This window comes from Corticibacter populi, from assembly GCF_004217315.1.
Lineage (GTDB): Bacteria > Pseudomonadota > Gammaproteobacteria > Burkholderiales > Burkholderiaceae_C > Lampropedia > Lampropedia populi.
The window spans coordinates 220,347-234,090 of record NZ_SGWR01000001.1 but is presented as its reverse complement, the minus strand read 5'-3'; the positions used below and the strand labels follow the sequence as shown (position 1 = coordinate 234,090).

Annotated in this window: 9 protein-coding genes and 1 pseudogene; 4 read left to right on the top strand and 6 right to left on the bottom strand. The window is 66.0% G+C overall.

The genetic code is table 11. The features are described 5' to 3' along the window. Window positions 1–90: 90 nt before the first annotated feature. Window positions 91–531: a methyltransferase domain-containing protein gene (locus tag EV687_RS01005; RefSeq protein ID WP_242612498.1), complete on the bottom strand. Its 441-nt coding sequence runs from the start codon at window positions 529–531 to the stop codon at window positions 91–93. Between EV687_RS01005 and EV687_RS19080 the strand changes: the two genes are divergently transcribed. Continuing rightward, window positions 517–738: a hypothetical protein gene (locus EV687_RS19080; protein WP_242612519.1), complete on the top strand. Its 222-nt coding sequence runs from the start codon at window positions 517–519 to the stop codon at window positions 736–738. The two genes, EV687_RS01005 and EV687_RS19080, sit on opposite strands and share 15 nt — an antisense overlap. A gap of 105 nt (window positions 739–843) precedes the next feature. Here EV687_RS19080 and EV687_RS01000 read toward each other — a convergent pair. Together EV687_RS01000 and uvrB are read right to left on the bottom strand one after the other, a co-directional pair. Beyond that, window positions 844–1,107 (bottom strand): annotated as a pseudogene (locus tag EV687_RS01000) (class I SAM-dependent methyltransferase); the annotation flags it as partial. Between the two features lie 26 nt (window positions 1,108–1,133). Beyond that, window positions 1,134–3,224, bottom strand: a complete 2,091-nt coding sequence (gene uvrB, locus EV687_RS00995; protein WP_122226025.1) for an excinuclease ABC subunit UvrB — start codon at window positions 3,222–3,224, stop codon at window positions 1,134–1,136. A gap of 310 nt (window positions 3,225–3,534) precedes the next feature. Here uvrB and EV687_RS00990 point away from each other — a divergent pair, with 310 nt between their 5' ends. Beyond that, window positions 3,535–4,935 (top strand): amino acid permease, encoded by a 1,401-nt coding sequence (locus EV687_RS00990; protein ID WP_122226024.1) that lies wholly within the window; start codon window positions 3,535–3,537, stop codon window positions 4,933–4,935. 92 nt (window positions 4,936–5,027) lie between these two features. On the opposite strand, the gene EV687_RS00985 is transcribed toward EV687_RS00990, so the two are convergent. Together EV687_RS00985 and EV687_RS00980 are read right to left on the bottom strand one after the other, a co-directional pair. Further along, a complete protein-coding gene (locus tag EV687_RS00985; protein WP_165392804.1) occupies window positions 5,028–6,905 on the bottom strand; it encodes a prealbumin-like fold domain-containing protein in 1,878 nt (625 codons plus the stop codon). Window positions 6,906–7,322: 417 nt separating this feature from the next. Beyond that, complete coding sequence (locus EV687_RS00980; RefSeq protein WP_122226022.1) at window positions 7,323–10,202, bottom strand: cation-transporting P-type ATPase; 2,880 nt, start codon at window positions 10,200–10,202, stop codon at window positions 7,323–7,325. Between the two features lie 258 nt (window positions 10,203–10,460). Here EV687_RS00980 and EV687_RS00975 point away from each other — a divergent pair, with 258 nt between their 5' ends. After that, complete coding sequence (locus EV687_RS00975) at window positions 10,461–11,657, top strand: amino acid aminotransferase (RefSeq protein ID WP_122226021.1); 1,197 nt, start codon at window positions 10,461–10,463, stop codon at window positions 11,655–11,657. Between the two features lie 91 nt (window positions 11,658–11,748). On the opposite strand, the gene ygiD is transcribed toward EV687_RS00975, so the two are convergent. Next, on the bottom strand, window positions 11,749–12,516 hold the full coding sequence (gene ygiD / locus EV687_RS00970; RefSeq protein ID WP_242612497.1) for a 4,5-DOPA-extradiol-dioxygenase: 768 nt from the start codon (window positions 12,514–12,516) through the stop codon (window positions 11,749–11,751). A gap of 329 nt (window positions 12,517–12,845) precedes the next feature. On the opposite strand from ygiD, the gene EV687_RS00965 reads away from it, so the two are divergent. Then, window positions 12,846–13,733: a CoA transferase gene (locus EV687_RS00965; RefSeq protein WP_122226019.1), complete on the top strand. Its 888-nt coding sequence runs from the start codon at window positions 12,846–12,848 to the stop codon at window positions 13,731–13,733. Window positions 13,734–13,744 lie beyond the last annotated feature (11 nt).

The following is a 13,744-nucleotide window of genomic DNA, read 5'->3' as shown; positions in this document are numbered from 1 at the left end:
CGGGCCCGCAGCCGCGCTGGCCGTTTTCGGACATGCATGTGACGGGGTTTCCCCGGGCGCCAGCCGCTGCGCTGCCGCGCCCCTGCCTTCCTATCGGCACGCCGCCAGCAGCAGGACCGGCGGCCGGCGCATGGTTTCCTGCAGTGCCGGTCGCTCGGCCAAGCAGGCCGGCAATGGCCGGGGCTCGCCCAGGTGCTCCAGGCGAAAACCCCTCTCGATCAGCGTATTGACGTAGTGCTCCACCGTGCGGTGGAACTTCACGACACCATCGACGAACCAGGCCGTGCTGCGTCGGCCCTGCCGCTGGTAGTCGTCAAGCGGCCAGTACAACGCTTCGCCCTGCGCGTTGCGGACCCAGCCGGCGGGATGGGCGGTGCAGACCGGATGCTCGACCGAGAAGACGAAGCGGCCGCCGGGCCTCAGCGCGGCGAAAACCTTGCGAACCACCGCGGCGTAGTCATCGACATAGTGCAAGGCCATGGATGAGACGACCAGGTCGAAAGCCGCATCCTCGGATTGAAGGTCCTCGATCGACTGATGGACATAGCGGATGCCCGGATCGTCACTCAGAACCTGTTGACGATCTTTTCGTGGGTCACGCAGGAGGTCAAAAATGCGGTGGGCAAGACGCCCGTCGCCGCCCAGACTGGGTGTCTGGGCAAGGCGGGCAACGCCGCCCTGTGCATTTTTGACCTCCAGCCCTTCGGGTTGCCCCGGCAGGCGCGCGCTGCGGTGTGACAAATCCTCGCCGGGCCACCGGCCCGACTGCGGTTTGCGCCTTGCATCGCATCGCCTGCCGGGGCAACGTGGCCCGCGAAAAGATCGTCAACAGGTTCTCAGGCGCCGCGCCTCGGCCAGCATGCTGGCCGAGACGTCCACGGCGACAACGCCCGCTGCGCCACGGGTCCGCGCATGGCGCGCAAAATCGCCAAAACCGCAACCGAGATCAAGCACGGCGAGGCCACAGAGATCCGGCAGCTGTGCCAGCAGGGCCGGCACCTCCAGTGCGCCATTGAGTCCCGTGTCCTGTTGGCGCAGCGCCTTGTAGCCGGCATGGAAGACCGGGTCGTCGTAGATGTTCTGCGGACTGCTGTGCTGCGATGGCATGCCGGCCTACTGGTCCCAGAATCGGTTCACGCGCCGCCTGCGCCGAACAGCCGCGCCTTGAGTTGCTGCAGCTTGTCGCGCAGCTGCGCGGCCTGCTCGAACTCCAGGTTGCGGGCATGTTCGAGCATCTGTTTCTCCAGCCGCTTGATCTCGCGCGAAGCCTCTTTCTCGCTCATCTCCAGCAGCTCGGCCTGGTAGGCGGCCTGCGCCGCCTTGACCTCCATGTCCCTGGTGGCCTTCTCGCTGTAGACCCCGTCGATGAGGTCGCGCACTTCCTTTTGGATGGTGCGCGGCGTGATGCCGTGCTCCAGGTTGTGGGCAATCTGCTTCTCGCGGCGGCGCAGGGTTTCGTCCATGGCCCGCCGCATCGAATCGGTGATGCGGTCGGCGTACAGGATGGCTTTGCCACGCACGTTGCGGGCGGCGCGGCCAATGGTCTGGATCAGGCTTCGCTCGGCGCGCAGAAAGCCTTCCTTGTCGGCATCGAGAATGGCCACCAGCGACACTTCGGGAATGTCCAGGCCCTCGCGCAGCAGGTTGATGCCCACCAGCACGTCGAAGGCGCCCAGGCGCAGGTCGCGGATGATCTCGACGCGCTCGACGGTATCGACGTCACTGTGCAGGTAGCGCACCTTGACGCCGTTCTCGCCAAGGTATTCGGTGAGCTGCTCGGCCATGCGCTTGGTCAGGGTGGTGATGAGTACGCGGTCGCCCTGCTCGGTGCGGTTGCGGATTTCCTGCAGCACGTCGTCGACCTGATGCGTGGCCGGGCGCACCTCGACCTCCGGGTCGACCAGGCCGGTAGGCCGCACGATCTGCTCGACCACATTGCTGGCATGCGTCTGCTCATAGGCCGCCGGCGTGGCCGAGACGAAGATCACCTGCCGCATGCGCCGCTCGAACTCTTCGAACTTGAGCGGCCGGTTGTCCAGCGCCGAGGGCAGCCTGAAGCCATACTCCACCAGCGTCTGCTTGCGCGCGCGGTCGCCGTTGTACATGGCGTTGAGCTGGCCGATCATCTGGTGGCTCTCGTCGAGGAACATCAGCGCATCGGGCGGCAGGTAGTTGGTGAGCGTCGGCGGCGGATCGCCCGGCCGCGCGCCCGAGAGGTGGCGGCTGTAGTTCTCGATGCCCTTGCAGTGGCCCACCTCGCTGAGCATCTCCAGGTCGAAGCGGGTGCGCTGCTCCAGCCGCTGCGCCTCCACCAGCTTGCCGGCAGCCGTCAGCTCGGCCAGGCGCTCGCGCAACTCCTCCTTGATGGTCTCGACGGCGCGCATCACCTTGTCGCGTGGCGTGGCGTAGTGGCTGCTTGGATAAACGGCGAAGCGCAGCACCTTCTGGATCACCCGGCCGGTGAGCGGATCGAACAGGTGCAGACTCTCGATCTCGTCATCGAAAAGCTCGATGCGCAGCGCCAGGTCCGAGTGCTCGGACGGGAACACGTCGATGGTGTCGCCGCGCACCCGGAAGGTGCCGCGCGCCAGGTCCATGTCGCTGCGGGTGTACTGCATGCGCACCAGCTGCGCGATGGCGTCGCGCTGGTTGACCTGATCGCCCGGACGCAGGATGAAGCGCATCTCGGTGTAGTCCTCGGGGGCGCCGATGCCGTAGATGGCCGAGACGGTGGCGACAATCACCACGTCGCGACGCTCGAGCACGCTCTTGGTGGCCGACAGGCGCATCTGCTCGATGTGCTCGTTGATGGCGCTGTCCTTCTCGATGAAGAGATCGCGCTGGGGCACATAGGCTTCGGGCTGGTAGTAGTCGTAATAGCTGACGAAGTACTCCACCGCGTTCTTCGGAAAGAACTCGCGGAACTCGCTGTAGAGCTGCGCGGCGAGCGTCTTGTTGGGCGCGAACACGATGGCCGGGCGGCCCAGCCGCGCGATCACATTGGCCATGGTGAAGGTTTTGCCCGAACCGGTCACGCCCAGCAGGGTCTGGAACACCTCGCCGTCCTCCACGCCCTCGACCAGCGCATCGATGGCGGCGGGCTGGTCGCCGGCCGGCGGATAGGGCTGGTAGAGCTGGAACGGCGAACCGTCATAGGTGACGAAGCGGCCTTTCTGCTGGGGTTCGGCGGCGGGGTCTGAACTGGCGACGAGGGTATCGGTCATGGCATCTGGCACAGGGGCTGCGCGGGCTCGGAGGCAATCTGCCACTGTACTGCATCCACCGTTTTCACGGCAGGCAATGCCGCACCTCGTCGCCACATGCCACCCCACATTGGTGCGGTACTTTTCGCACCATAATCAGGCAACCCGGCATCTTGCGCCATTTCGGTGCCAAACCCTTTCCATGCCATTGCCTGCATCCACAGGAACGGCGCCGGAAAGCCGTGCGGCCCATGCACACAGCGGCCTCGATGCGCCCGTCCTTTGTGTTTTTCTCCACCCACGGCAGGCCTTTCGGCCAGCCTTCGAGCTTATGCCTTCCTCCCCAGCCTCCACCACAGGCGCGCCCGACACGCGTCTTGCGCGCAACCTCAGCAACCGTCACCTGCAGCTCATTGCCATCGGTGGTGCCATCGGCACCGGCCTCTTCATGGGCTCGGGCAAGACCATCTCGCTGGCCGGCCCCTCCATCCTGCTGGTCTACGCCGTCATCGGCTGCATGCTGTTCTTCGTGATGCGGGCCCTCGGCGAGCTGCTGCTCTCCAACCTCGACTACCACACCTTCGCCGATTTCGCCGGCGACCTGCTCGGTCCCTGGGCCAAGTTCTTCACCGGCTGGACCTACTGGCTGTGCTGGATCGTCACCGGCGTGGCAGACGTCGTGGCGGTGGCCGGCTACGTCGAATTCTGGTTCCCGCAGCTGGCGCCGTGGATTCCTGCGCTGGGCCTGATCGTGCTGCTGCTGGTGCTGAATCTGCCCTCGGTGCGCAACTTCGGCGAGATCGAATTCTGGTTCGCGCTCATCAAGATCGTTGCCATCATCGCGCTGATCCTGGTGGGGGGCTGGATGCTTGCCAGCCGCTTCGCCCTGCCGGACGGCACACCCGCTTCGGTCTCGCACCTGTGGGCGCATGGCGGCTTCTTTCCCAACGGCTTCATGGGCTTCGTCGCGGGCTTCCAGATCGCCGTGTTTGCCTTCGTCGGCATCGAGCTGGTGGGTACCGCCGCCGCCGAGACCCAGAACCCCGAACGCAACCTGCCCAAGGCCATCAACTCGATCCCGATCCGCGTCGTGCTGTTCTACCTGGGGGCGTTGTTCGTCATCATGACGGTGATGCCCTGGAACCGCATCGATCCCGCCAACAGCCCCTTTGTCGCCATGTTCGCCCTCGCCGGCCTGGGCATTGCCGCCAGCGTGGTCAACTTCGTGGTGCTGACCTCGGCAGCTTCCAGCGCCAACTCGGGCATCTACTCGACCTCGCGCATCGTCTTCGGCCTGGCCCTCACGCGCCAGGCGCCGGCCGCCTTCGGCAGGCTCAGCCGCCGCCAGGTCCCCGTCAACGCACTGTTCTTCTCCTGCGTGTTCCTGCTCTCGGGCGTGGCGCTGCTCTATGCCGGCAAGAGCATCATCGAGGCCTTCACGGTGGTGACCACCATCTCGGCGCTGCTGTTCATCTTCGTCTGGTCCATCATCCTGGCCTCCTACGTGCAATACCGCCGCAAGCGCCCCGAGCTGCACGCACAGTCCACATTCAAGCTGCCCGGCGGGCTGTTCTCGGTGGCGCTGGTGTTCCTGTTCTTCGCCTTCGTGCTGTGGGCCATGTCGCAGCGGCCCGACACGGCCATCGCCCTGGCGGTGACACCGCTGTGGTTCGTGATGCTGGCGGTCGCCTACATTCTCAACCGCAGGCGCACGCTGTCGCCCGGAGAGTGAATGGGGAGTGCACTCCGGGAGTGCAATCCCGGGTCACCCGGAACAGGCCGCCAGGCGGCCTGCCCCGGACCGTCCCGGGTGCCACATGCCCGTCATTCCACCGTACAGGTCAACGAGAAGCTCAGTTCGCCCCCATTCCTGAACGGCGTGATGGCCACCCCCGTTTGCAAGGCGCTGACCAAGGCGGCTCCCGTGGCGCCTGGACAGGCGGCCAGAGCGGTATCGGTCGATGAACAGCTTGCAGCGGAACAGGCCAGGCCCGAGACGGCCGGATCGGCAACGACCGCACCATCGGCGTCGTCGGGCCCGCCATTCCGGACCACGATGGTGAAATCGACGGTGGAGCCCGCGCTTGCATCGATGCTGTCACCACCATTGACCGTCTTCTGGAGGGACAGGTCGGCAGACCTGATGCGGTTGGTGAAGGTACAGACGATCGGATTGCCATTGGCCTGAATGGTGGCGGCCGCGTCCAGCGTGATGGTTCGGGTGCCCGCATCAAACGTGGCCACACCATCCGTGGCACCATCACTGCCCAGGTTGGAGCAACTGGCGCTGTCGAGCACGAAACCAGCCGGCGGCTCATCTTCGGTGATGGTGGTGGCCGTGCCAGCTTCCAGCAGCGTCTGCACGTTGCCTGCCGCAGCCGCGCCAGCCGTGACTGTGGTAATGACATGGCTGGCAATGCCGTTGGAGCCCTGGAAGCTGAAGGTTCCGACCCCGTCTGTGCTGATTTTCCGAATCTGCACGGTTGGGCAGATCACCTCGAAACTGGCGCTGGCGCTGTTGTCATCCGGGTTCATGTCGGCGAAGCCACTGGTCGCCGGAAAGATCGCACTGGCCGTGTTCACCACGGTCGCCCCACAGCTGTTGGTGGTGGCCACGCGTCCGGTGATCGTGAAGGTCAGCGTGCCGCCCGAGGCCAACGTGTAGTTGGTGAGCCCGCTCAGGCTGCCCGTGCCGGAATCCGCAGGGCAAGTCGAACCGGTACTGGCGACACAGGTCCACGTGACCGTGCCACTCTCCAATGCGGAAGGAACATCGTCATTGATGGCGGGGGTATGCGTCGGTCCGATGATGTCGGGACTCTGATTGCCGGCATCGGTGGGGTTGATGTCCTGGTTCGACACGACAACGGTGTAGCTCACATTCCGCCCGCGCAGCACCTGCGGGGCATCCACGGTCTTCGTCACGCGCACATCCGCAGGCGTCCTGATCGTGACGTTGCGAACTTCATGGTAGTTGATATTCGCCCCGGTGGATGCGGCGAACCCGAGGCGCAACTGGCTGGGCGCGACGTAATTGAAGTTCTGCAGCGTAATGACGTCAGCGAGACTGCTCGCATCGCTGTAGCCATAGGCAACCGAGACCCGGTAACCGCCCAGTCCATTCGGAACCAGCGAAAAACGGACCCTGCGCCTGATGGCCGGGCGCGTCGTACTGTTTTCATCCACATTGGGGCTGACCACCACGCTGGTCACATAAGGATTGCCCGTCCCATCGCTTCTGAGCGGGCCGCGGATGACCACCCGTTGCGGATGGCGACCGGTGCCAACGCCATCCCCGCTCACGCTCGAACACCTGTTGAAATCGTCGGTGCTGGTGAAATTGCCCCATTCATCCAGGCCGATGCCCAGATAGCCCCCTGCCCCCCAGCAATAGCCCAGCGATCCGCCGGGCCTGACTCCATCCATGTCCTTCGTCGCGTCATACAGAAAGACGGACAGGCCATCGGCACCGGCATTCAACGTGCTGCCCCAACTGGCATATTCAAGCTCAACCAGAACACCGTTGGCGGAGGTAAAGGGGGTGCCTCCGGTATAGGCCGCCAGCCCTGCCTGGTTGCCCACATAGGGCGTCAGGCGCAGCCACCCATCGCCCACGGGATCGGTCGTGCCATTGCCGGTCAGCGCCGCCGCACCCAGAAAAGTCCACCCAGCCGCGCTGCCAGTGGTGAAGGTTTCATTCACCACGATCTGCGCTTGTGACAGGGAGGGAACGGACACCAACGCGGCAACCAGGGCAGTTGGGCCCCATGTTGAAAGGAGTCGCTTCCCGAGAGTGGTGAATCGCCCGGATCGAGAAGGGCTTGAAGGGGCAGTTCCCGTTGTTTCCAGCTGAGGGGCCCGGGGCAGGTAGTTCGTCATCGGCTCATCTTTCTCGATGGCTTAACAACCATCGCTGTGATCTCCAAACCGTGCACCACTGGCAGGAGACACGATCTAAGCCGCAGAAGTTTGCAACAAACTTGACAAATGGAAGCAGGCAAGCTGATGAACAATTGTCAATATCAACGCCCCCTGCAGACCGGATGCACAACTGCGTCACATCGCTGCAGGTGCTGCGCGATCTTGGCGTGCAGGGCATCGGCGGCGTAGGGGGCCTCCTCACCTACCGGCCGTCTCGCCTCCTTCAACTGTCTTCGCCCGGCGCCACGCCAGCTTGTCCAGTTCGGCCACGAAGAACACCAGGCTGCCGGCAGCCAGCACCTTGAGCCACTGCAAGCCATCGAGCGCGGCCGAGCCCATCAGGGTCTGCATCACCGGCCAGTAGGTGAAGGCCAGTTGCAGCGGAACGCATGCCGCGATCGACAGAAGCACATATGGGTTGCCCAAAAGACCTTCGCGGCTGAGCACACTGTCGGTGATGTGGCGACTGTTGAGCAGGTAGAACATCTCGGCCAGCACCACGCTGTTGACAGCCATGGTGCGCGCCACTTCGACGGAGACGCCATGCTGCAATTCCCAGAGGAAAAGGCCAAGCGCGCCCGCCATCATGGTCATGGAGATCAGCACGATGCGCCAGACCGCCAGGCCGTCGAGCAGCGGCTGGCCTGGCGGGCGCGGCGGCCGATCCATGATGCCGGGCTCGGCCTTCTCGAAGGCCAGTGCCAGCCCCAGTGCGCTGGATGTGACCATGTTGATCCACAGCACCTGCGCAGCCGTCAGCGGCAGCGTGAGCTGGAACAGGATGGCGGCAATGACGATCAGCGCCTCGCCGCCATTGGTGGGCAGCATGAAGAGGATGAACTTGCGCAGGTTGTCGTAGACCGCCCGGCCCTCCTCCACCGCATGCGCGATGGTGGCGAAATTGTCGTCGGCCAACACGATGTCACCAGCCTCCTTGGCGGCTTCGGTGCCCTTGAGGCCCATGGCCACGCCCACGTCGGCGCGCTTGAGCGCTGGGGCGTCGTTGACGCCATCGCCGGTCATGGCGACCACCTGGCCGTTGTCCTGCAGCGCCTGCACCAGCCGCAGCTTCTGCTCGGGGCTGGCACGGGCGAACACGTCGATCTCGCCGGCCGTGCGGCGCAGCGCGGCGTTGTCGAGCAAGGCCACCTCGGCGCCGGTGAGCGCGGGTTTGCCCACGCCGATGCCCAGTTGCGCGCCGATGGCGCGGGCAGTCTCGGCATGGTCGCCGGTGATCATCTTGACGCGGATGCCGGCATCGTGGCATTCGCGCACCGCCACCACGGCCTCGCCGCGCGGCGGATCGACGATACCCACCAGTGCCAGCAGCGTGCAGCCCTGCCGCACGTCGGCATGGGTCAGCTTGGCCCCCGCAGCGCCGCCGGGCTTGCCGGCCAGCGCCAGCACGCGCAGGCCTTGTGCGGCCAGGTCGGTGGCCATGCGGCGCCAGTAGTCCACGTCCAGCGGCGCGGGGCCCTGCGCCGTCAACTGGGTGGCGCAGAAGTCGAGAATGACTTCGGGCGCACCCTTGACGCAGATCCAGTGGGGCGCACCCTCGCCAACCCCGGCGGGTACGGCGTGGTGCAGCGTGGCCATGAAGCGGTGTTCCGACTCGAACGGGATCACGTCCACGCGCGGCCAGCATTCGGCCAGGGCGTCCTGGCTGAAGGGAACTTCCTGTGCCACGTGTGTCGTGCGCGCATCCGCCTGCTGCATGCCCACGGCCTCGGCCTTGCTGCCCAGCACCAGCAGCGCGCCTTCGGTCGGATCGCCATCGACCTGCCACTGGCCATCGTCCAGCAAGCGCATGCGCGCGTCGTTGCACAGCACGCCGGCGCGAATGGCCTGCGCCAGCACCGGAGCGGATGCCGCATCGGCCGGGTCAACCCTGGTCTCGCCGAGCCGGAAGCGCCCCTCGGGCGCATAGCCCGCGCCTTCGACCACATAGCGCGCATCGGCGCAGACCACGCGCTGCACCGTCATCTCGTTGCGCGTGAGCGTGCCGGTCTTGTCCGAGCAGATCACCGTCACCGCGCCCAACGCTTCCACGGCGGGCAGGCGCCGCACGATGGCCTTGCGCCGCGCCATGCGTTGCACCCCCAGCGCCAGTGTCACGGTCATGATGGCCGGCAGCCCCTCGGGAATGGCCGAAGCCACCAGGGCCACCACCATCAGGAACATCTCCGTCGCCGGTATGCCGCGCAGCCAGGTGCCCAGCACAAAGGTCAGCACGGCCATCACCAGGATGACCAGCGCCAGCTTGTGGCCAAACCCATTGATCTGCCGCAGCAGCGGCGTGGTGGCCACGTCGACGTTGGAGAGCATGGTGTTGATGTGGCCCAGCTCGGTCTGGCTGCCGGTGCCGACCACCAGTCCGCGGGCCTGCCCATAGACGACCAGGGTGCCGGAGAAAGCCATGTCACTGCGGTCTCCCAGCGAGGCATCGGCTGGCACCGCCTCCGTCTGTTTCTCGACGGGCAGCGACTCGCCCGTCAGTGCCGCTTCTTCCACGCGCAGCTCGGTCACGGCGACCAGGCGCAGATCGGCCGGCACGCGGTCGCCCGAGGCCAGCAGCACCAGATCGCCTGGCACCAGCGCCTCGGCGTCGATCACCTGCCGCTGGCCGTCGCGGACCACCATGGCCTGCAGCGACAGCATGCCGCGGATGGCATCCAGCGCGGCCTCGGCCTTGCCCTCCTGGATGAAACCAATGATGGCATTGACCAGCACCGCCGCCAACAGCACGCCGGTGTCGACCCAGTGTCCCAGCAGCGCCGTCACCAGCGCCGCCACCATCATCACGTAAAGCAGGATGTTGTGGAACTGCAGCACGAAACGCAACCAGGCGCTGCGGCGCTTGGGTGGTGCCAGCCGGTTGGGGCCGTATTGCTGCAGGCGCTGCCGCGCCTCATCCTGCGCCAGGCCTGCGGCGAGCTGCTGCGCGTCCACCTGCAGTTGCTGGCAGGCCTGGGCCACCGAATCGGCATGCCAGGCAGGCCTCGCGGAGGCTGCGACATGGCTCTCATCGCGGGCACCAGCCTGTGGCCGCGGCGAATCCGGGTGACCTCCTGAAGCCATCAAAGCCTTTCCATGTGCACGGGGTTGACTGTCAATCTCTCAAGGCAGTCTAACGGAGCACCGGCGCGCGGCAACGGTTCCCGACAAGGTGGACGGATTTCCAGGCCCGATCCGTCCATCCTCCAGCCACCTGCCGCGCGGGCACCGCCATGGGCGCCGGCCTCATCGGAGGCCGCCCCATGCTTGTTCTAGAATGCCGGGTTGACAACCTGTCAGCACGGGCTGCCACGTCATCATCCCAACCCTCAAGGACTTTGAATGTCATTGTTTACCGCTGTCGAATTGGCCCCCCGCGACCCGATCCTGGGTCTCAACGAGCAATATGCCGCCGACACCAACCCCAAAAAGGTCAACCTCGGCGTCGGCGTTTATTTCGATGAGAACGGCAAACTCCCGCTGCTGCAGGCCGTGCAAAAGGCCGAGGCCGCGCTGCAGGCCACGCCCAAGGCGCGCGGTTACCTGCCCATCGACGGCCTGGCCGCCTATGATCAGGCCGTCAAGGAACTGGTGTTCGGCAAGGACTCCGAGCCCGTCACCTCCGGCCGTGTGGCCACCATCCAGGCCCTGGGCGGCACCGGCGGCCTGAAGGTCGGCGCCGATTTCCTGCGCAAGCTCAAACCCGGCGCCAAGGTGCTGATCTCCAACCCGAGCTGGGAGAACCACCGTGCCATCTTCCAGAACGCCGGCTTCGAGGTCGGCACCTACAGCTACTACGACGCGTCCAGGCGCGGCATCGACTTCGACGGCCTGCTGGCCGATCTGAAAGCCGCCGCCGAAGGCACTGTCGTCGTGCTGCATGCCTGCTGCCACAACCCGACCGGCTACGACCTCACGCCCGCGCAGTGGGATCAGGTGATCGAGGTCGTCAAGGCCCGCCAGCTCACCCCCTTCCTCGACATGGCCTACCAGGGCTTCTCGCAGGGCCTGGCCGAAGACGGCGCGGTGGTCGGCAAGTTCATTGCCGCGGGCCTGGATTTCCTGGTCTCGACCTCCTTTTCCAAGAGCTTCAGCCTGTATGGCGAGCGCGTCGGCGCGCTGTCGGTGGTCACCAAGAGCAAGGATGAAGCCGCGCGCGTGCTCAGCCAGCTCAAGGTCACCATCCGCACCAACTATTCCAACCCGCCCACGCATGGCGCGGCCGTGGTGGCCTATGTGCTGAGCACCCCCGAGTTGCGCGCCCTGTGGGAAGAGGAGCTGGGCCAGATGCGCACCCGCATCAAGGCCATGCGCCAGAAGCTGCTCGATGGCCTCAAGGCCGCCGGCGTACAGCAAGACCTGTCGTACATCACCACCCAGGTCGGCATGTTCAGCTACTCGGGGCTGTCGAAGGAACAGATGCTGCGCCTGCGCAGCGAGTTCGGCGTCTACGGCACCGACAGCGGACGCATCTGCGTGGCAGCGCTGAACGAAAACAACGTCGGCTACGTGGCCGAGTCCATCGCCAAGGTGCTCTGACCCGCCGCCCCGGCCCTTGCGTCCGAAGGGGGCCGGGCCATTCGCTCCAAGCAGAAAGCGCCTGGCGAAGGCGCTTTCTGCTTTCCGGCCTTCAACCCCAGATGATCGATTGCATCGAGATCGAGGCGGCTTGAAAGCCCTGGTTGAAAAACCGCGGCGTCTCATCGGCATGCGCGGCACCGGCTGCATAAAGCAGCGGCAGGTAGTGCTCGTGGCTCGGATGCGCCAGCCGCATCAGCTCGCCAAGCGCCGGCACCTGCGGCAATGCGCCGAGTTCGGCCCGCGCGATGCGCTGCTGCACATGCTGGTCGAAATGCGCCGCCCAGTCATAGGCCTGATCTGCCGATGCATCCCTGCGCACACGCCGCAGGTTGTGCACGATGTTGCCACTGCCGACGATCATCACGCCGCGCTCGCGCCAGCGACGCAACTGCCCGCCGAGCGCGTAGTGTTCGGCCAGCGGGCGCGCGTAATCCATGCTCAGTTGCACCACCGGAATGCGCGCCAGCGGAAACATCGGCAACAGCACCGACCAGGCCCCGTGATCCAGACCCCATTCACGATCGTCGAGTCCCAGTGGCTGCCCGTGCCGTGCCGGTTCATGCAGGTCAGCCGCCAGGGCCCGGGCCGCAGCCGGTGCGCCAGGAGCCGGATACTGCTGCGCATACAAGGCCTGCGGAAAACCGCTGAAATCATGGATGGTGCGCGGCTGCGCCATACCGGTCAGGTACCAGCCGCCCTGCGTGAGCCAGTGCGCAGAAACGCACAGGATGAGTTGCGGCGGCTCGGGCCGTGCCTGCAGTTGCTGGCCAAGCTCTTCCCAGCCGGACCGCCAGGCATTGCCTGGCAGCACGTTCATCGGGCTGCCGTGGCCGACGAAAAGCACCGGCTGCCGCGCCGAAGGCCGGAGCCCGCCGAAGGCCGCATCCACCGTCGCCGCCGTCACGGGCCGGAGCCACTGCGGCACCGTGGATGCGCCCAGCAGGCCGGACAAACTGGCAACAAGGCGTCGGCGCGTCATCATCATGCGGTCTTCCCGAGACAAAGACGGACATTCTAGAGAGCACGCGGCGATACGATATCTCCATCCACGCGATGCAGTGTCGCGGCACGCGCAACAATCCTCGCGACCTGCGCTACGCAAAAGAAGCCAGAACAAGCCCAAAACCGCACAGGAGACCACACACCATGCCCATTCGTTCCATCCTCGCCGGCGTGCGCATTCTCAGCCTGGCGCTCAACCTGCCCGGCCCCGCCGCACTGATGCGCCTGCAGGCCATGGGGGCACAGTGCGCCAAGCTGGAAGCGCCGCCCCGTCCCGGCACGGACAGCAGCGACCCGATGGCGCAATACTGCCCTGCCGCCCATGCCCGGATGCACCAGGGCGTCGCCATCGTTCATGCAGACCTGAAAACCGGCAGCGGCCAGCAGCGCCTTGCCGACATACTGGGCCAGACCGACATCCTGCTGACCTCGTTCCGCCCCACGGCCATGCAAAAGCTCGGGCTGGACTGGCCGAGCCTGCATGCGCGCTACCCGCAGTTGGCGCTGGTGCAGATCGTCGGCGCCGCAGGGCACCGTGCCGACGAGGCCGGGCACGACCTCACCTACCAGGCCGAGGCAGGCCTGGTCGCCGGGCTGGACATGCCGCCTTCACTGCTGGCCGACATGGCTGGCGCGCTGCTTGCCAGCGAAGCCGTGCTGCAGGCCCAGCTTGCGCGCCTGACCGGTCAGGGCGGCCAGCACATCGAAGTAGCGCTGTTCGAGGGCGCAGAGTGGCTCGCGCTGCCGCGCCAATGGGGAATGACCTTGCCCGAAGGCGTCACCGGCGGCGCCCATGCCGGTTACCGTGTCTACCCATGCGCCGACGGGCGGGTGGCGCTGGCCGCACTGGAGCCCCACTTCGCGCTGCGGCTGTGGCAGCAGGCCAGCGGCGACAGCCTGGCGCAGCAGGCAGCGGACATGCTGGCGGACGAGACCCGGCAGGTCATTGCCGGTTTCTGCGCACGCCACCGCCGCACCGAGCTCGATGCGCTGGCGGCGCAGCACGACATTCCGCTCCACACCATGCCCTGATTCGGCGCGCT